The 16,906-nt window shown below is 66.9% G+C and carries 22 protein-coding genes and 1 riboswitch; of the genes, 14 read left to right on the top strand and 8 right to left on the bottom strand.

Annotated elements, in window-relative coordinates; genetic code table 11:
- Positions 1-36 precede the first annotated feature (36 nt).
- The 4 genes from MJ122_RS18145 to MJ122_RS18130 are packed head-to-tail and all read right to left on the bottom strand — an operon-like array spanning position 37 to position 3,134.
- Positions 37-555 (bottom strand): DUF3299 domain-containing protein, encoded by a 519-nt coding sequence (locus MJ122_RS18145; RefSeq protein ID WP_239745092.1) that lies wholly within the window; start codon positions 553-555, stop codon positions 37-39.
- Positions 556-567: 12 nt separating this feature from the next.
- On the bottom strand, positions 568-1,833 hold the full coding sequence (locus MJ122_RS18140; RefSeq protein ID WP_239745091.1) for an ABC transporter permease: 1,266 nt from the start codon (positions 1,831-1,833) through the stop codon (positions 568-570).
- Between the two features lie 2 nt (positions 1,834-1,835).
- Positions 1,836-2,543: an ABC transporter ATP-binding protein gene (locus MJ122_RS18135; RefSeq protein WP_088421606.1), complete on the bottom strand. Its 708-nt coding sequence runs from the start codon at positions 2,541-2,543 to the stop codon at positions 1,836-1,838.
- A gap of 15 nt (positions 2,544-2,558) precedes the next feature.
- Complete coding sequence (locus MJ122_RS18130) at positions 2,559-3,134, bottom strand: DUF2796 domain-containing protein (RefSeq protein WP_239745090.1); 576 nt, start codon at positions 3,132-3,134, stop codon at positions 2,559-2,561.
- 129 nt (positions 3,135-3,263) lie between these two features.
- Between MJ122_RS18130 and MJ122_RS18125 the strand changes: the two genes are divergently transcribed.
- Positions 3,264-3,617 (top strand): hypothetical protein, encoded by a 354-nt coding sequence (locus MJ122_RS18125; protein WP_239745089.1) that lies wholly within the window; start codon positions 3,264-3,266, stop codon positions 3,615-3,617.
- A gap of 48 nt (positions 3,618-3,665) precedes the next feature.
- On the opposite strand, the gene trxA is transcribed toward MJ122_RS18125, so the two are convergent.
- The 3 genes from trxA to MJ122_RS18110 all read right to left on the bottom strand — a co-directional run bounded on the left by trxA (position 3,666) and on the right by MJ122_RS18110 (position 5,869).
- On the bottom strand, positions 3,666-4,535 hold the full coding sequence (gene trxA, locus MJ122_RS18120) for a thioredoxin (protein ID WP_239745088.1): 870 nt from the start codon (positions 4,533-4,535) through the stop codon (positions 3,666-3,668).
- A 213-nt stretch (positions 4,536-4,748) separates the two neighbouring features.
- Complete coding sequence (locus tag MJ122_RS18115; RefSeq protein WP_088421602.1) at positions 4,749-5,405, bottom strand: 50S ribosomal protein L11 methyltransferase; 657 nt, start codon at positions 5,403-5,405, stop codon at positions 4,749-4,751.
- The gene (locus MJ122_RS18110) at positions 5,402-5,869 is read right to left on the bottom strand and encodes a YbaY family lipoprotein (RefSeq protein WP_239745087.1); all 468 of its coding nucleotides are present in this window, start codon (positions 5,867-5,869) and stop codon (positions 5,402-5,404) included. The genes MJ122_RS18115 and MJ122_RS18110 overlap by 4 nt, the downstream gene beginning before the upstream one ends.
- A 137-nt stretch (positions 5,870-6,006) precedes the next feature.
- Here MJ122_RS18110 and nrdR point away from each other — a divergent pair, with 137 nt between their 5' ends.
- The 13 genes from nrdR to MJ122_RS18045 all read left to right on the top strand — a co-directional run bounded on the left by nrdR (position 6,007) and on the right by MJ122_RS18045 (position 15,748).
- Positions 6,007-6,471: a transcriptional regulator NrdR gene (gene nrdR, locus MJ122_RS18105; RefSeq protein ID WP_017521848.1), complete on the top strand. Its 465-nt coding sequence runs from the start codon at positions 6,007-6,009 to the stop codon at positions 6,469-6,471.
- The gene (gene ribD / locus MJ122_RS18100; RefSeq protein WP_239745086.1) at positions 6,468-7,568 is read left to right on the top strand and encodes a bifunctional diaminohydroxyphosphoribosylaminopyrimidine deaminase/5-amino-6-(5-phosphoribosylamino)uracil reductase RibD; all 1,101 of its coding nucleotides are present in this window, start codon (positions 6,468-6,470) and stop codon (positions 7,566-7,568) included. Before nrdR ends, ribD begins: the two co-directional genes overlap by 4 nt.
- A 122-nt stretch (positions 7,569-7,690) precedes the next feature.
- Positions 7,691-7,853, top strand: a riboswitch (FMN riboswitch).
- Positions 7,854-8,007: 154 nt separating this feature from the next.
- Entirely contained in the window at positions 8,008-8,676 is a 669-nt protein-coding gene (locus MJ122_RS18095) for a riboflavin synthase (protein WP_081517123.1), read from the top strand.
- A 16-nt stretch (positions 8,677-8,692) separates the two neighbouring features.
- Positions 8,693-9,790, top strand: coding sequence for a bifunctional 3,4-dihydroxy-2-butanone-4-phosphate synthase/GTP cyclohydrolase II (ribBA, locus tag MJ122_RS18090; RefSeq protein WP_088421599.1), 1,098 nt, complete (start codon positions 8,693-8,695; stop codon positions 9,788-9,790).
- 97 nt (positions 9,791-9,887) lie between these two features.
- Positions 9,888-10,364: a 6,7-dimethyl-8-ribityllumazine synthase gene (gene ribE, locus MJ122_RS18085; protein WP_015475395.1), complete on the top strand. Its 477-nt coding sequence runs from the start codon at positions 9,888-9,890 to the stop codon at positions 10,362-10,364.
- A gap of 65 nt (positions 10,365-10,429) precedes the next feature.
- A complete protein-coding gene (gene nusB / locus MJ122_RS18080; protein ID WP_205346008.1) occupies positions 10,430-10,852 on the top strand; it encodes a transcription antitermination factor NusB in 423 nt (140 codons plus the stop codon).
- A 3-nt stretch (positions 10,853-10,855) separates the two neighbouring features.
- Positions 10,856-11,815: a thiamine-phosphate kinase gene (gene thiL, locus MJ122_RS18075; RefSeq protein WP_239745085.1), complete on the top strand. Its 960-nt coding sequence runs from the start codon at positions 10,856-10,858 to the stop codon at positions 11,813-11,815.
- Between the two features lie 2 nt (positions 11,816-11,817).
- On the top strand, positions 11,818-12,333 hold the full coding sequence (locus MJ122_RS18070; RefSeq protein ID WP_088421596.1) for a phosphatidylglycerophosphatase A: 516 nt from the start codon (positions 11,818-11,820) through the stop codon (positions 12,331-12,333).
- A 9-nt stretch (positions 12,334-12,342) separates the two neighbouring features.
- Complete coding sequence (locus MJ122_RS18065) at positions 12,343-13,128, top strand: transporter substrate-binding domain-containing protein (protein ID WP_239745084.1); 786 nt, start codon at positions 12,343-12,345, stop codon at positions 13,126-13,128.
- A 5-nt stretch (positions 13,129-13,133) separates the two neighbouring features.
- Positions 13,134-13,778 (top strand): TIGR02281 family clan AA aspartic protease, encoded by a 645-nt coding sequence (locus MJ122_RS18060; RefSeq protein WP_239745082.1) that lies wholly within the window; start codon positions 13,134-13,136, stop codon positions 13,776-13,778.
- Positions 13,779-13,899: 121 nt separating this feature from the next.
- A complete protein-coding gene (gene ribA / locus MJ122_RS18055) occupies positions 13,900-14,529 on the top strand; it encodes a GTP cyclohydrolase II (protein WP_088421593.1) in 630 nt (209 codons plus the stop codon).
- Positions 14,526-14,942 (top strand): MFS transporter, encoded by a 417-nt coding sequence (locus tag MJ122_RS18050; RefSeq protein WP_239745080.1) that lies wholly within the window; start codon positions 14,526-14,528, stop codon positions 14,940-14,942. The genes ribA and MJ122_RS18050 overlap by 4 nt, the downstream gene beginning before the upstream one ends.
- Positions 14,942-15,748 (top strand): cobalamin-binding protein, encoded by an 807-nt coding sequence (locus MJ122_RS18045; RefSeq protein ID WP_239745079.1) that lies wholly within the window; start codon positions 14,942-14,944, stop codon positions 15,746-15,748. Before MJ122_RS18050 ends, MJ122_RS18045 begins: the two co-directional genes overlap by 1 nt.
- Before the next feature lie 141 nt (positions 15,749-15,889).
- On the opposite strand, the gene MJ122_RS18040 is transcribed toward MJ122_RS18045, so the two are convergent.
- The gene (locus MJ122_RS18040; protein WP_088421590.1) at positions 15,890-16,903 is read right to left on the bottom strand and encodes a zinc-binding alcohol dehydrogenase family protein; all 1,014 of its coding nucleotides are present in this window, start codon (positions 16,901-16,903) and stop codon (positions 15,890-15,892) included.
- Between the last annotated feature and the right edge of the window lie 3 nt (positions 16,904-16,906).

Raw genomic sequence — 16,906 nt, 5'->3', positions numbered from 1 at the left:
GCAGAGGGCCAAGGTGTGCGGCAAAGCGCCGCACCATTACTGACCGGTGTACTCGTAGGGTTCGATACTGCTGGCCTGCATCTGGTAGCCGGCCTCGGCGAGATCGCTTTCCATCGCCTTCACACTCATCTTGCCGATGATCCAGAAGGGTTGATAAAGCTCGTCGACTTTTACGCCCTTGCCGCCTCGAACATAGACGATCTGGTTGGACGGTGGTGCTGGCACGTGGATGCAGGCGCCGTAATAGGGCACCAACAGGAAGTCGCGCACGGTCTGGCCGTCTTCCTCCACTTCCAGGGGCACGATGTAGCCCGGCATCTTCACTTCCTGGCCGTCCAGCTGCTGTACCACGGGGGCGTTGGGTATCTGCTGCTTCACCGCCGGGCCACTCTCCGAATTGAGTACATCGGAAAGCTTGGACATATCGTGCAGCGGCACCGGAGGCGGCGGTGGTGGTGCGCCCTCGGGGATCAGTTCGGGCCAGGTCAGCTCACGCGGCGCCGCCCAGACGGCGGCGCTGGTCAGCATCAGCAGCAGGAACAATAGGCGGCGCATGGAGCGGCTTCCTCAGAGGCGGATCGACAGTCCATCGGCCAGCGATTGCCGATAGGCGCGCCACGCCGGCACACAGCCGATCAGCAGCGCGGCCAGGAGTATGCCGCCCAGCAGCGACCATTCATAGGCGCTGGGCAGCGCCAATGGCAGGAAGATACCGTAGTTCGCCTGCACGTACCCCTGGCTACCGGCGATGCCCGCATAGAGCAGCCCGACGCCCAATGCCACGCCCGCCAGCGCCAGGGCGAAGGCCTCCGCCACCAGCAGGCTGAAGATGTGCCAGGGCCGCGCGCCCACCGAGCGCAGGATGGCCATCTCGCGGCGGCGTTCGTTGAGGCTGGTGAGGATGGCCGTGAGCATGCCGATCAGCCCGGTCAGCACCACGAACAGCGAGACCACGAACAGCGCCTTTTCCGCCGTGCCCATCAGTCCCCAAAGCTCCTGCAGCGCCACGCCCGGCAGGATCGCCATCAGCGGCTCGCCGTCGTATTCGTTGATCTGCCGCTGCAGGGTGAAGGTCGCCACCTTGCTCTTCAGGCCCAGCAGGAAGGCGGTGATCGCCTTGGGCTGCAGGTCCATGCCGCGCGCCTGGTCCTCGCTGACGCGGTCGGCGCCGCGTGCGGGGACGCCGTTCTTCCAGTCGACGTGCAGCGCCTCCATGCCCTGCAGCGAGATGTGCAGGGTGCGGTCCACCGGCGTACCGGTGCGCTTGAGGATGCCGACCACGGTGAAGGGCTTGTCGTCGTGCTGCACCAGGCTGATGGTGCTGACGCCGTGGGCCAGGACGATCCTGTCGCCGAGCTTGTAGTGCAGCGCTTCGGCGACTTCCGCACCCAGTACCACGTCGAAGAGGTCCTGGCCGAACGGCCGGCCCTCGGCCAGTTCCAGCGTCTGGCCACGGCCGAAGCGGTAGTGCTCGAAATAGCCGGTATCGGTACCCATGACGCGGTAGCCGCGGTGCGAGTCGCCCAGGGAAATCGGGATCGCCCACTTCACCAGCGGGCTGTGGGTCACGGTCTCGTAGCTTTCCCAGCGGATGTTGTTGGTGGCGTTGCCGATGCGGAACACCGAGTAGAGCAACAGGTTCACCGACCCCGAGCGCGCGCCGACGATCAAGTCGGTGCCGGAGATGGTGCTGGCGAAGCTGGCCTTGGCCTCCGTGCGCACGCGTTCCACCGCCAGCAGCAGGCAGGCGGAGAGGGCGATGGCGAAGATGGTCAGCAGGGCGGTGAAGCGGCGGTTGGACAGGCTGGCGAGCGCCAGGCGCAACAGGTACATGCTCAGATTCCCGGAGCGCGGGCGGCGCGGTTGAGGTCGGCGAGCGAGACGCCGCGGTCGAACAGCGGCGCCAGGCTCTGGTCGTGGCTGACGAACAGCAGGCTGGCGCCAGCCTCGCGGCACTCGGCGAACAGCAGCTCGAGGAAGGCTTCGCGGGCATCGGCGTCCAGCGCCGAGGTCGGCTCGTCGGCGATCACCAGTTCTGGCTGGCCGATCAGCGCGCGGGCGGCAGCGACCCGTTGCTGCTGGCCGATGGACAGGCTGTCGGCGCGGCGTTCGATCAGTGCCGCGTCACCCAGCCCCAGGTGTTTCAGCAATGCCTCGGCGGCCTTGGCCACACTGCCGTGGCGCAGGGTCGCCCGCTCGGCGCGGCTGTGGGAGAAATGACAGGGCAGCTCGACGTTCTCCCGCACCGAGAGGAACGGCAGCAGGTTGAACTGCTGGAAGATGTAGCCGGTGTGATCGACGCGATAGTGGTCGCGGCGCGCCGATTTCATCTGCGCGATGTCCTCGCCGAGCAGCTTCACGCTGCCGCGCTGGGGGCGCTGTACGCCGCCGAGCAGGCCGAGCAGGGTGGTCTTGCCGCTGCCGGACGGGCCCTTGAGGAACAGGGTTTCGCCACGGGCCAGCGCGAAGGCGGGGATATCCAGCAGCTCCGCCTGGCCGGGCCAGGCGAAACCGAGGTTGTCGAGTTCGAGCAGTGCGGTCATTTCAGCGCGTCGTGATCAGAAGTTCAGGGTCGGGTTGGCAGCGGTCAATTCTGCACCTTGCTGGCCGCTGGGGCCGATCAGTTGTACCTGAATCTTCTGGGTCGCCGGGAATCGCTGGAACAGCGGCGCGAAATCGAGGCCGGCCAGATGCTGAGGCTCGGCACAGGTCAGCTCATAGCGGGCATCGATGTCGGCGTGCTGGTGGCCTTCGTGCTCGTCGTGGTCGCCATCGGCGTGCTCATGATCGTGATCTTCGGCCTTGGGCGCATCGCCGAACAACGGGCTGGAGAGGTCCACCGACTTTACGCTGCATTGGGCCGAGGCGGGCAGGGCGAGCAGTTGCAGCGGCTGCTTGAGCTGGGCCTGCACGGCGGCGACCGTGGCCTTGTCGGCGTCGCTGGCGGCGGCGTGCTCGAAGCCGACGAAGTTCATCGCCGGGCTGTCCAGCTCCAGTTCCAGGGTCTTGCCGTCCAGGGCGACGTTGAGCTGGGCGACGCCATGCTCGTGCTTGCCGAGGCTGCCGTGTTCATGTTCGTCGTGGGCTTGTACAGCGAAGGGCAGCAGGGCGACAGCGAGGAGCAGGGGGCGCATGGGAAACTCCGGTCCGGTGAATGATTTTGTTACGTTATAACAGATGAAAAATTAAGGCCAGCTTAGCATGTGTTTGGCGTGGCGCCGATGCCGTGGGAGCATGCGCGAAACAGCGCGAGGAGAAGGGTGATGCTGAGAATCAAGGGCACCATTGGCGAGTGGCCGGTGGACCTCACCTTGGAGATGGATGACGCCGACTGGGCACGGCTGGGGCAGAGCCTGCCGGTTGCTGTCGCGGCGCCTGCGGCCGCTGCCGTGCCGACGCCGGCAGTGGGCGCGCCGGTGGATCAGCTGTGGCTGGCGGCGCAGGACCTGCTACGGCGCAGTGGCAGAGCGGAAGGGCCGCAGTTGCTGGACGAATTGGCAGCGTTGGCGGGGAGTTCCGGGGCGGCGAAGGGGTTGCTGGTGCGGCTGCGTCACAGTCCGAAGGTGAAGATCGAGGTGCGCGACGGTGTGCAGCTCTTCAGCTGGGTCGAAGAGTAGCGGTGCGTTGCGACAGTAAGCAAAAGGCGCCTTGCGGCGCCTTTTTCATCAGTACAGCACGTTCGCCAATTTGCGGCGGTAGGTGATCACCAGCGGGTGGTCGTTGCCCAGCAGGTCGAACACCTGGACCAGCGTCTTGCGCGGCAGGTCCTCGCCGTAGCTGCGGTTGCGTACGAACAGCTTGAGCAGGGCGTCCAGCGCCGCTTCGTACTGTTGGCGGGCCAGTTGCTGGATGGCCAGCTGGTAGGTGGCTTCGTCGTCGTTGGCGTCGGCGGCCAGGCGGGTTTTCAGCGTGGCGGCGTCGGGCAGGTCGGCGGCCTGGCGCAGGAAGGTCAGCTGGGCCCTGGCGGCGGCCAGTGCCTGCTTGTGGTCGTCGCTCTTCACTGCGTCGAGCACGGTTTCGGCTTCACCCAGTTCGCCGCGCTCGGCGAGGCAGCGGGCGTAGAGGATCAGCGCGGCGGCGTTGGTGTTGTCTTCGCCCAGCAGCGCTTTCAGCTGTGCCTCGGCTTCGGCGAAACGGCCCTCGTTGAAGGCGGTCTGCGCCAGCTCCAGCGGATTGCCGGCTGCCGGGGCGGGCGGCTGCACATGCTGTTCGAGCATCTGGCGGATCGCCGATTCGGGCTGCGCGCCGGCGAAACCGTCCACCGGCTGGCCGTCCTTGAACAGCACCACGGTGGGCAGGCTGCGGATGCCGAAGCGCATCACGATGTCCTGCTCGATGTCGCAGTTGACCTTGGCCAGCAGCAGTTCGCCCTGGTAAGACTCGGTGATCTGCGCCAGCAGCGGCATCAGCGCCTTGCACGGGGCGCACCAGTCGGCCCAGAAGTCCACCAGGACCGGCTTGTGGAAGGAGTTCTCGATGACGACCTGATCGAAGTTGGCGATGCTGGCGTCGAAGATGTAGGGCGTATCGCTCATGGGAATCCCGAATCGAGTGGGGCGATGAAGGTGGTTGCCACTATAAGTGGGGGCGCTGCCTGACGGAAACAACCCGGCCGAGCAATAGGGGACGCTGCTGCGGCCGGGGAGTGATCGCGGACGAAGTCCGCTCCCACGCGCGCTCTTGCACCGTGCCAACCGGTTACGTAGGAGCGGACTTTGTCCGCGATCGGCCCGCCCAACGCGCCGATGTCACTCGCGTCGTGCGTGATACAGGCTGACGTGGCGGAATTCGGCCGGCTCGGCCAGGTCCGGCCAGGTGCAGCCGTCGAGAATGCCCAGGCGCTGGTACAGCGGATGGCTGAAGTCGCGAACCCGCGAGTCGGCCACCAGGGCCTCGCGGCCACGGCTGAGGAATTCGTCAAGCAGCGGCAGGTTGGCGCGGTCGTAGAGCACATCGGCGACGATGATCAGGTCGTAGCGGTCTTCCTCCTGGAAGAAGTCCGCCGAGTAGCTCAGCTCCACGCCGTTCAGCTCGGCGTTGGCGCGGCAGGCGTCCAATGCCAGCGGGTCGAGGTCGCAGGCCACCACTTCGGCGGCACCGGCCTTGGCCGCAGCGATGGCGGCAATGCCCGAGCCTGCGCCGAAATCCAGCACGCGCCTGCCGCGTACCCATTCGGGCTTCTCGGCGAGCCAGTGCGCGAGTACCAGGCCGCTGGCCCAGCAGAAGCACCAGTAGGGCGGTTCTTCGAGGATGCGCCGGGTCTCGTCGGGGCTGAACTCGCGGTCCATGTTCTGCGCGTCGATCAGCCAGAGGCGGATGTCGGTACCGGGCAATGTCTCGGCGGACAGGCGTGCGTCGCCGAGCAGTTCACCGAGGGCCTTCTGCAGGGAAAGCGGCGGCGTCACGGCGCGCGCTCCAGGCGCAGTTCACCGAGGGCGCGGGTTTCCGGCTGGGTGATGCGCACCGGCGGCAGGCGCCAGGCCAACTGGCCGGACTGCGAGACGCGGCCGTGCAATTCGACGCGGGCGCCGGCCGGGAAGGACTGCGGATTGAATACCACGCGGAATGGCAGGGCCTGGCCGGTGGCGATCATCTTTTCGCTGGAGAGCAGCTGTTGCGGGCGGTCGCGCTGGTCGATCACCAGCAGCGCCAGCTCCACTTCGCTGCCGGCCGGCAGGAAGCCCTGGGAACTGCTGAGCTGGCCGCTGAGGGCGCGCATGTTGGCCGGCACCGGCTCGTTCAGCGGGGAAGTCGGTTGCTTTGTGACGGTGACCGGCTGGGCGACCGGCGCGGGCTTCTCGCTGGCGCAGGCGGCCAGCAGGACGGTAAGGGACAGGCAGAGCAGACGGACGAACATGGCGGGCTCCATCGCAACAGATTCCAGGCGGGCGCCTATATAGCCTAATGCCTGCGGCTTGTCTCGTGGGAGCGGGGTTTCTTCGGCCAGTCGATGCGCTACCATGAGCCTCTTACCCATTCTTCCGACAAGACTGCCCAATACTCGCCATGCACTGTCCTTTCTGCGGCGCCCACGACACCAAAGTCATCGATTCGCGCCTGGTCGCCGAGGGCGACCAGGTCCGCCGGCGCCGCGAGTGCCTGGCCTGCGGCGAGCGTTTCACCACCTTCGAGACCGCCGAGCTGGTCATGCCGCGCCTGATCAAGCAGGACGGCAGCCGCCAGCCCTTCGACGAGGACAAGTTGCGCGCCGGCATGCAGCGCGCTCTGGAAAAGCGCCCCGTGAGCATCGAGCGGCTGGAAGAGGCGATGGCGCATATCAAGCACAAGCTGCGCGCCACCGGTGAGCGCGAGATCAAGTCGCGGGTGCTGGGCGAGCTGGTGATGGCCGAACTGCAGAAGCTCGACGAAGTCGCCTACATCCGCTTCGCCTCGGTGTATCGCCGCTTCCAGGACCTCAACGAGTTCCGCGAGGAAATCGAGCGCCTGGCCCGCGAGCCCTCCAAGGAATGAGTGGCATGGATGAGCTGTGGATGGCCCGCGCCATTGAACTGGCGCGCAAGGGCTGGTACACGACCCATCCCAACCCGCGCGTCGGCTGCGTCATCGTCCGCGATGGCGAGGTGGTCGGTGAAGGCTGGCACGTGCGCGCCGGCGAGCCCCATGCGGAGGTCCACGCCCTGCGCCAGGCCGGTGACAAAGCCCGTGGCGCCACCGCTTATGTCACCCTGGAGCCCTGCAGCCACTTCGGCCGCACGCCGCCCTGCGCCGATGCGCTGATCGGCGCCGGCCTTGCCCGCGTGGTGGCGGCCATGCAGGACCCGAACCCGCAAGTGGCCGGCAGCGGCATGAAGCGGATTGCCGAAGCCGGCATCGAGACGCGCTCCGGCGTGCTGGAGGGCGAAGCCCGCGCGCTGAACGTCGGCTTCCTGAAACGCATGGAAACCGGCCTGCCCTTTGTTCGTGTGAAGCTGGCGATGAGCCTGGACGGCCGCACTGCCATGGCCAGCGGCGAGAGCCAGTGGATCACCGGCCCGGCGGCGCGGCGTGCCGTGCAGCGGCTGCGCGCGCAGTCCAGCGTGGTGCTTTCCGGCGCCGACACCGTGCTGACCGACGATGCCCGTCTGACCGTGCGACCGGACGAACTGGGCCTGGATGCCGAGCAGACCGAACTGGCCGCCCGGCGCCAGCCGCTGCGCGTGCTGATCGATGGCCGCCTGCGCGTGCCGCTGACCGCCATCTTTTTCCAGGCTGGCCCCGCGCTGGTGGTGAGCACCCAGGACGACCCGAACTACGCCGTGGTCGGTCACGAATTGCTCAACCTTGCCGGCCTCGACGGCCAGGTCGACCTGCTGGCGCTGCTCAGCGAACTCGGCCGCCGTGGCGTCAACGAGGTGCTGGTGGAGGCCGGCCCGCGCCTGGCTGGCGCCTTTGCCCGCCTCGGCCTGGTGGACGAGTACAGCATCTTCATGGCGCCCAAGCTGCTCGGCTCCTCCGCGCGCCCGCTGCTGGAGCTGCCGCTGGAGCGTATGAGCGAATCCCGTGAGTTGAAGATCGTCGATATCCGCGCGGTAGGAGACGACTGGCTGGTCACGGCCAGGCCGCTGTGATGTCGGGCCGGCGTCACAGTCTTTGGCTCGCCGGCGGGCGTGGAGCGATCAATAGGAAGCTTCCGAGTTGCGCCGGCCTGTGGTAAAACGCCACACGCGGTCGATGCTGTAACGGCCGCGATTGTCGTTCTCAGGGCGGGGTGCAAGTCCCCACCGGCGGTAATGACGCGCAATGCGTCTAGCCCGCGAGCGCCTGTCCAGACCGGTTCGCCGGATGGCCAGGGTCAGCAGACCCGGTGTGATTCCGGGGCCGACGGTCATAGTCCGGATGAAGAGAGAACGGGATGAGCCATCGGGGCGTGCCTGCGCGCGCCCGTGAAATCCCTTCGATCGATACGCCCTGTTTTTTAACCAAAACAGGAGTTCGCCACATGCATCATCTTTCCCAGTTGGCTACGCGGCCTTGCCGGCCAGCGGCCTTCGTCGTGCGGGAGGCCTCATGTTCACCGGCATAATCGAATCCATCGGCACCATCGCATCCATCACCCCCAAAGGCGGTGACGTGCGCCTGTACGTGAAGACCGGCAAGCTCGACCTTGCCGACGTCAAGCTCGGCGACAGCATCGCGGTCAACGGCATCTGCCTGACGGCGGTGGAGCTGCCCGGCGACGGCTTCTGGGCCGACGTCAGCCGCGAGACGCTGGCCCGCACCGCCTTCGCGCAGCTCAAGATCGGCAGTCGGGTGAACCTGGAAAAGGCCCTGACCCCGACTACCCGCCTGGGCGGCCACCTGGTCAGCGGCCACGTCGACGGCGTCGGCGAGATCGTCAAGCGCGAGGAAAACGCCCGCGCCATCCAGTTCACCGTGCGCGCGCCGCGCGAACTGGCCAAGTACATCGCGCTCAAGGGCTCGATCACCGTGGACGGCACCAGCCTGACGGTGAACGCGGTCAACGGCGCCGAATTCGAGCTGACCATCGTCCCGCACACCGTGCAGGAGACCATCATGGCCGACTACCGCGGTGGTCGCCTGGTCAACCTCGAAGTCGACCTGCTGGCGCGCTACCTGGAGCGCCTGCTGCTCGGCGACAAGGCAGCGGACCCCGCAGCCGGCGCTGGCGGCATCACCGAAGCATTCCTGGCCGAAAACGGCTTCATGAAACACTGATAAGGCTCTTCCCCGTATGGCACTCAACAGCATTGAAGAACTGCTCGACGACATGCGTCAGGGCAAGATGGTCATCCTCATGGATGACGAGGACCGCGAGAACGAAGGCGACCTGATCATCGCCTCCGAGTGTGTCCGCACCGAAGACATCAACTTCATGGCCCGCTTCGCCCGTGGCCTGATCTGCATGCCGATGACCCGCGAGCGCTGCGAGCGCCTGGGGCTCCCGCTGATGGTGCAGCGCAACGGTTCCGGCTTCGGCACCAAGTTCACCGTTTCCATCGAGGCCGCCGAAGGCGTCACCACCGGCATCTCTGCCGCTGACCGCGCCCGCACCGTGCAGGCCGCTGCGGCGAAGAACGCCGTCGCCGCCGACATCGTCAGCCCCGGCCACATCTTCCCGCTGATGTCGCAGCCCGGCGGCGTGCTGGCTCGCGCCGGTCACACCGAAGCGGCCTGCGACCTGGCGCGCATGGCCGGCTTCGAGCCGTCCGGGGTGATCTGCGAGATCATGAACGACGACGGCACCATGGCCCGCCGCCCGGAACTGGAAGAGTTCGCCAAGCAGCACGACATCAAGATCGGCACCATCGCCGACCTGATCCACTACCGCCTGATCCACGAGCGCACCGTCGAGCGCCTCGCCGAGCAGCCACTGGATACGGAGCTTGGCCAGTTCAAGCTGATCACCTACCGCGACTCCGTGGAAGGCGACGTGCACCTGGCGCTGACCCTGGGCAAGGTCTGCCCGGAAGAGCCGACCCTGGTGCGCGTGCACAACCCCGACCCGCTGCGCGACCTGCTGATGGTCAACCAGGCGGGCCGCTGGAGCCTGCGCGCGGCCATGGCCAAGGTGGCCGAGGCCGGCAGCGGCGTGGTGCTGCTGCTGGGTCACCAGGTCGGCGGCGACGATCTGCTGGCGCATGTCCGCGAAATCACCAACACCGCGGCGCCGGTGCAGAAACCGACCACCACCTACAGCACCGTGGGTGCCGGTTCGCAGATCCTGCGCGACCTGGGGGTTCGCAAGATGCGCCTGATGTCGGCGCCGATGCGCTTCAACGCGATATCCGGTTTCGACCTGGAAGTTGTAGAATACCTGCCCGCTGAATGAACCTCGCCGCCGTGCCCTGGCACGGCGGTGCCGTTCTTCTACCCTATTTGCGGAGCGTCACGCTGACGCTCCGGCTCTTTAACAGTGAGACTTGCCCATGACCCTGAAGACCATCGAAGGTACCTTCATCGCCCCCAAAGGCCGCTTCGCCCTGGTGGTTGGCCGCTTCAACAGCTTCGTGGTGGAAAGCCTGGTGGAAGGCGCCATCGATGCGCTGGTGCGCCACGGCGTCGCCCAGAGCGACATCACCGTGATCCGCGCTCCGGGCGCCTTCGAAATCCCGCTGGTGGCGCAGAAAGTTGCCCAGCGCGGCGAGTTCGACGCCATCATTGCCCTCGGCGCGGTGATCCGCGGCGGCACCCCGCACTTCGAGTACGTAGCTGGTGAATGCACCAAGGGTCTGGCGCAGGTTTCCCTGCAGTTCGGCGTGCCGGTCGCCTTCGGCGTGCTGACGGTCGACTCCATCGAACAAGCCATCGAGCGCTCCGGCACCAAGGCCGGCAACAAAGGCGCCGAGGCTGCCCTGTCCGCCCTGGAAATGGTGAGCCTGCTGTCGCAGCTGGAGGCCAAGTGAGCACCCAGGACGGCAACACTCCGGACAACAAGCCCGCAAAGCCTGCCAAGCCGAACAAGATCGCCATGCGTCGCAAGGCCCGCAGCCTCGCGGTGCAGGCCCTGTATTCCTGGCAGATGGCTGGCCAGCCGCTCAATGAGATCGAGGCGACCTTCCGTACCGACAACGATTTCAGCGATGTCGATGGCGCCTACTTCCACGAGATCCTGCACGGCGTGCCGCGCCTGAAGACCGACCTGGACGAGGAATTCACCCCTTGCCTGGACCGCGCGCTGGAAGAGATCGACCCGGTGGAGCTGGCCATCCTGCGCCTGGCCACCTACGAGCTGCGTAACCGCCTGGACGTGCCGTACAAGGTCGTCATCAACGAAGGCATCGAGCTGGCCAAGACCTTCGGCGCCACCGACGGACACAAGTTCGTCAACGGCGTGCTGGACAAGCTCGCTCCGCGCCTGCGCGCCGCCGAACTGCGTGGCGCCAAGCGCTGAGGCATGGGTGAGTTCGAGCTGATCCGTCGCTACTTCGCCTCGGCCGCCTGTGCGGCCGGCGGCGAGGCAGTGGCCTTGGGGATCGGCGACGACTGCGCGCTCCTCGCGCCCAAGGCCGGTGAACAGCTGGCGATTTCCACCGACACGCTCGTCGTCGGTGTGCATTTCCCTACCGTCTGCGACCCCTTCCTGCTCGGCCAGCGTGCCCTGGCGGTGTCTGCCAGCGACCTGGCGGCCATGGGCGCATCGCCCATCGGCTTCACCCTTGCCCTGACCCTGCCCGAGGCCGACCCGGCCTGGCTGGAAGGTTTCGCCCGTGGTTTGAACCAGAAGGCGCAGGAATGCACGCTGGCGCTGATCGGCGGCGACACCACCCGTGGGCCGCTGGCGATGACCGTCACCGTATTCGGCGGGGTGCCCGCCGGACAGGCGCTGACTCGCGCCGGTGCGCGGCCGGGCGACCTGCTCTGTGTCGGCGGGCCGTTGGGCGAGGCAGGCGGGGCGTTGCCGCTGGTGTTGGGCGAGATGACTGCCGAACCGTTCGTCGCCGAGCCGCTGCTGGCGCGCTACTGGTCGCCGCAGCCGCAGCTGGACTTCGGGCAGGCGCTGCGTGGCAAGGCCACGGCGGCGCTGGATATTTCCGACGGGCTGCTTGCCGACTGCGGACACATCGCCCGCGCTTCGGGCGTGGCGCTCGTCATCGAGGCCGACAGACTGCCCTCCAGCCCGGAGCTGGAAGCCCTGCTGGGGCCCCAGCGCGCGTTGCAGCTCAAACTGGGCGCTGGCGATGACTACGTGCTGGCCTTCACCCTGCCGCCCGAGCACCTGCCGGCACTTTCCGCGAACTGGCCGGCATTGTGTGTGGTCGGTAGGGTGGAAGCCGGTTCCGGCGTCCGCGTGCTCGATGCTGCCGGCGCCGACATCACGCCGCGTCAGGGCGGCTACCTGCATTTCATGGAGTGACCGTGACAGAACACCCCAACCAGGCCCCGGCCCAACCCGTACCCCATTCGGTGTGGAGCAATCCCTGGCACTTCCTGGCCTTCGGCTTCGGCTCGGGTACCCTGCCCAAGGCGCCGGGCACCTGGGGTTCGCTGGTTGCGCTACCCTTCATTCCGCTCTGGCAGATGCTGCCGGACTGGGGCTACTGGCTGATGCTGGGCGTCACCATGCTGTTCGGCTTCTGGCTTTGCGGCAAGGTCGCCGATGACCTGCGTGTACACGATCACGAGGGCATCGTCTGGGACGAGATGGTCGGCATGTGGATCACCCTCTGGCTGGTGCCGGAGGGATGGTGGTGGCTTGTGGTCGGTTTCGTGGTGTTCCGCATCGTCGACATTGCCAAGCCCTGGCCGATCAGCTGGATCGACCGCAACGTCCACGGTGGCGTCGGCATCATGCTGGACGATGTGCTGGCCGGCGTCTTTGCCTGGCTGGTCATGCAAGGCCTGACATGGGGTTGGGCTCACTGGCTGATCTGAGGAAGATCGATGCGCCCACTGCTGTGCCTGCTTTTGTGCCTGTGCTGGCTGCCGGCGACTTCCCTGCCGTCGGCCCTGGCTGCCGACACGACTGCCGAAGCGTATGCCCGGGCTCCCAGGGAAATCCGCGTGGTCAGCGAAGTCTGGGTCAACTACACCCAGGCCGATGGTCGTGGCCTGGCCTGGGATCTGCTGCGGGCCATCTACGAGCCCGAGGGTGTGCGCCTGAACCTGCGCAGCGAGCCCTATGTGCGTTCGGTCGGGCTGGTGCAGCGCGGCGAGGCGGATGCCTGGGTCGGCTCCTACCGCAACGAAATCGAACAAATCCTCTATCCGCACTGGCCGTATGACGTCGACCCCATCGGCGCACTGGGCCTGAAGACTTCTCCCGAACCCTCGCTCGCCACGCTGGATCGCTACCGCCTGGCATGGATGCGCGGCTATGCCTTCGACCGCTACCTGGACCCTCTCAAACAGCGCAACGAACTGCAGCGGCGCAGCTCGGCGTTGCCGATGCTCGATGGCCACCGTATCGACTACTTCATCGATGCGCGGCCTGAGCTGGAAGAGATGATCCAGGCCCCGGGCGTCGACGCCAGCGAGTACCGCATCACCGATGTCGGCTCGATTCCTCTGTATCTTGGCTTCGCCAACAACGAACGTGGGCGGGCGCTGGCGAAGCTCTATGATTCACGCATGCAGGCTCTGTATCGCAGCGGCGAGCTGGAGCGTATCTTCGCTCGCTGGAATTGGCCCTACGCCCCGCTGAAACCTCTGTTGCCGCCCAAGGAGTGATCGCCATGCGCCTGTCCGCCCTGATCTGCCTGTCTCTGTGTTCCGTCGCTGCAGTGGCGGCGCCCCAGATCCGGGTGGTAGGCCTGTTCCCGGGGGCCGCGGTGCTCAATATCGACGGCCAGCGCAAGCTGGTGAAGGTCGGCCAGACCGGCCCCGAAGGCGTGCAGGTGGTCAGCGCCGACAGCCACAAGGCGGTGCTGCGCGTCGGTGGCGTCGAGCAGACTTATGAGCTGAGCCGCGAGTACAGCGGAGCCGGCTATGCCGCCCCCTCGGCCCGTACCGAGATGGGCATCGCCCGTGGCACTGGCGGTCATTACTGGGTGGCCGGCACCATCAACAACCAGAACGCGCAGTTCCTGGTGGATACCGGCGCCACCTCGGTCGCCATGAACGAAGGCCAGGCCCGTCGCCTGGGCATCGATTACCGCGCCAGCGGCACGCCGATGATGGCTTCCACCGCCAGCGGCACCGCCAAGGGCTGGCGGGTCACGCTCAACAGCGTGAAGCTGGGCGGGGTCGAGGTGCTGGGCGTCGAGGCCGTGGTGCTCGAAGGCGACTTCCCCACCGACATCCTGCTGGGCATGAGCTATCTCAACCGCGTCGGCTGGCGGGAAGACCAGGGCATGATGTACATCCAGGCTAAGCACTGATCGCGCGGCTTCTATCAAAAGCATCGATGCTTATCTTGCAGAATTCGCAATGACGGTGCGGCCGGCGCTGCTGTTACAATGCCGGTCCTCCTTCCTTAGACAAATCTTTCAGGAGTTTCCGGTGTCTGTCGTTTTCGTCGCCGCCTCCAAGCTGCCCACCCCCTTCGGCGAATTCACCATGCATGGCTTCCTCGACGAGGAAACCGGCAAGGAACACGTCGCCCTGACCATGGGCAAGCTCGACGACGGCCAGCCGGCGCTGGGGCGTCTGCATTCCGAATGCCTCACGGGCGACGCGCTGTTCAGCTTGCGCTGCGACTGCGGATTCCAGCTCGAGGGCGCATTGTCGGCCATCGCCAAGGAAGGCCGCGGCGTCCTGCTGTACCTGCGTCAGGAAGGCCGTGGCATCGGCCTCCTTAACAAGATCCGCGCCTACGCCCTGCAGGACGAAGGCGCCGATACCGTGGAAGCCAACCTGGCCCTGGGCTTTGGCGCCGACCAGCGTGACTACGCCATGTGCCTGCCGATGCTCCAGCACCTGGGCGTCTGCTCGCTGCGGCTGATGACCAACAATCCGCGCAAGGTGAAGGCGCTGGAAGGCTACGGCCTGACCGTTGCCGAGCGCGTGCCGCTGCACAAGGGCCTGAACCCGCACAACAGGCGCTACCTGCAGACCAAGGCAGGCAAGCTGGGCCATATGCTGGGCAACATGCACCAGGGCGAAGCCGAGGCCGAGGCATCCGCTTCGTGAACCGCGCCGCTGCCCGGCGCCGGCTGAACCTGCTCTGGTGGTTGCTGCTGGCGCTCGCGCTGGCGCCGCAACACCTGATGCTGGCGCTGGTGGGGGAGGCGCCCTGGCCCGAATCGCTGGCCACGCCGGTGTTTGTCGTCGGGTTGCTGTCGATGTTCCTCACCCTGCCGCTGTTCCGCCGCTACAAGCATGCGTTGATTGCCGCGGGCAAGGCCCGCGACGGCGCGGATGAGCCCGCTGCCTGGCAGGCGCTGGGCGCCGCGCAGCGCCGTGGTGCACTGGTCGGCAGCCTGCCGGCCTGGATTGGCGCCCTGGCGGTGCTGGTCGACCTGCACGGCGTGCCCGTGTTGCTGCTGGGCTTCGCCAGCCTGGTCATTCTCTGGTTGTACCGCCTGCCGCGCCAACTGGCCTGATGCGCCGCTTTCTTTGCCTGCTCCTGCTGCTCGCCGGCCTGCCCGCCGCGGCAGCGGAGCGGGTGGTCAGCCTGGCGCCCTCGCTCACCGACATGGTCCTCGAACTGGGCGCCGCCGACCGGCTGGCCGGCCTGCTCGATGGCGGCCCGCGTCCGCAGGCGCTGCAAGGCCTGCCGTCCGTCGGTCGCTACGGCCAGGTCAACCTCGAACGGATTCTCGCCCTGCAGCCCGACCTGCTGCTGGTCTGGCCCGGCGCCGTGCCCGAAGCGCAGCTGCAACGCCTGAAGTCCGCAGGTATCCCGGTCTATGTGGCCGATCCGCACCGTCTTGAGGATATCTCCCGGCAGTTCCGCGAGTTGGGCGAGCACTTGGGGCGGGCGGAGCAGGGGCGTGAGCTGGCGGAAGCCTTCGATGCGCGCTTGGCGCAGCTGCGGGCCCAGTACCACCGCGAGCCGCCGCTCAAGGTGTTCTATCAGGTGTGGGACCGCCCGCTCTATACCGTCGGTGGCCGGCAGATCATCAGCGAGGCGCTGGCGGTGTGCGGGGGGCGCAACCTGTTCGCCGACCTCGATCTGGCGGCGCCGCAGGTTGGTCTGGAGTCGGTGCTGGCGCGCGATCCACAGGTGATTCTGGCCGCCAGCGAAGAGCAGCTGCGCAGCTGGACCGGTATGCAGCAACTCAGCGCCACCCGTCTCAAGCAGCTCAGGGTGGTGCCGGACCGCAACCTGGAGAAGCCGAGCTTCGCGATGCTCGACGCCACCGAAAAGCTTTGCCGGATGCTGGCCGGCGCCAGGACCAGCGACTGAGTTGGCCAGGGTTCGCGAGCAAGCTCGCTCCTACAGGTTGCCGGACGCACCGGAGCGGCTTTCCGTAGGACCGAGGAAGCGCCGAGCTCTTGCTCGCGAACAGCTGCGCTCAATGGCTTCGTAGGGCGGGTTTGAAGGCGATCAGAAGCCTTCCAGCACGATCTTGCCCTTGGCCGTGTTGCTTTCCAGCAGCGCATGGGCGCGACGCAGGTTGGCGGCGTCGATCCTGCCGAAGTGCTCGCCCAGTGTGGTCTTCAGCACGCCGCTGTCGATCAACCCGGCCACGCGCTGCAGCAGCTTGTGCTGCTCGATCATGTCGTCGGTCTGGAACATCGAGCGGGTGTACATGAACTCCCAGTGCAGCGACAGGCTCTTCTGCTTGAGCAGGCGCACGTCAAGGCTCTCGGGGTCGTCGATCAGCGCCAGGCGGCCCTGCGGGCGCAGGCTGGCGACGATTTCAGGCAGATGCTGCTCGGTCTGGTTCAGGCTGGCCACGTGGGTGACTTCGCCGACGCCGATGCGCTTGAGCTCTTCACTGAGCGGCTTGCGGTGATCGATCACATGGTGCGCGCCGAGGTCGCGCACCCATTGTTGGGTTTCCGGGCGCGAGGCGGTGCCGATCACGGTCATGCCGGTGAGCTGGCGCGCCAGCTGGGTGAGGATCGAGCCAACGCCGCCGGCGGCGCCGACGATCAGCAGGCTCTGGCCTTTGCTCGCATTGCCCTCGGCGACCTGCAGACGGTCGAACAGCAGCTCCCACGCGGTAATGGTAGTCAGCGGCAGCGCGGCGGCGTGAGCGAAGTCCAGGCTGCTTGGCATGGCGCCGACGATACGCTCGTCCACCAGCTGCAGTTCAGCGTTGCTGCCGGGGCGGGTCAGGTCGCCGGCATACCAGACCTTGTCGCCCGGCTTGAACAGGCTGACTTCGCTGCCCACCGCGCGGACCACGCCGGCAGCATCCCAGCCGAGCACCTTGTACTGGCCTTCGGCAGGCTGGGCGCGCTGGCGCACCTTGGTGTCCACCGGGTTGACGGAAATGGCGCGCACTTCCACCAGCAGGTCGCGCGGGCCGGGCGTGGGGTCGGGCAGCTGGATGTCAAGCAGGGAATGGGCGTCGCTGCTGGGCAGGCTCTGGGTGTAGCCGATGGCTTTCATGGG

The organism is Pseudomonas sp. DP-17 (genome assembly GCF_022380625.1).
Classification (GTDB): Bacteria; Pseudomonadota; Gammaproteobacteria; order Pseudomonadales; family Pseudomonadaceae; genus Pseudomonas; species Pseudomonas nitroreducens_A.
This window is presented reverse-complemented; position numbering and strand designations above follow the sequence as displayed.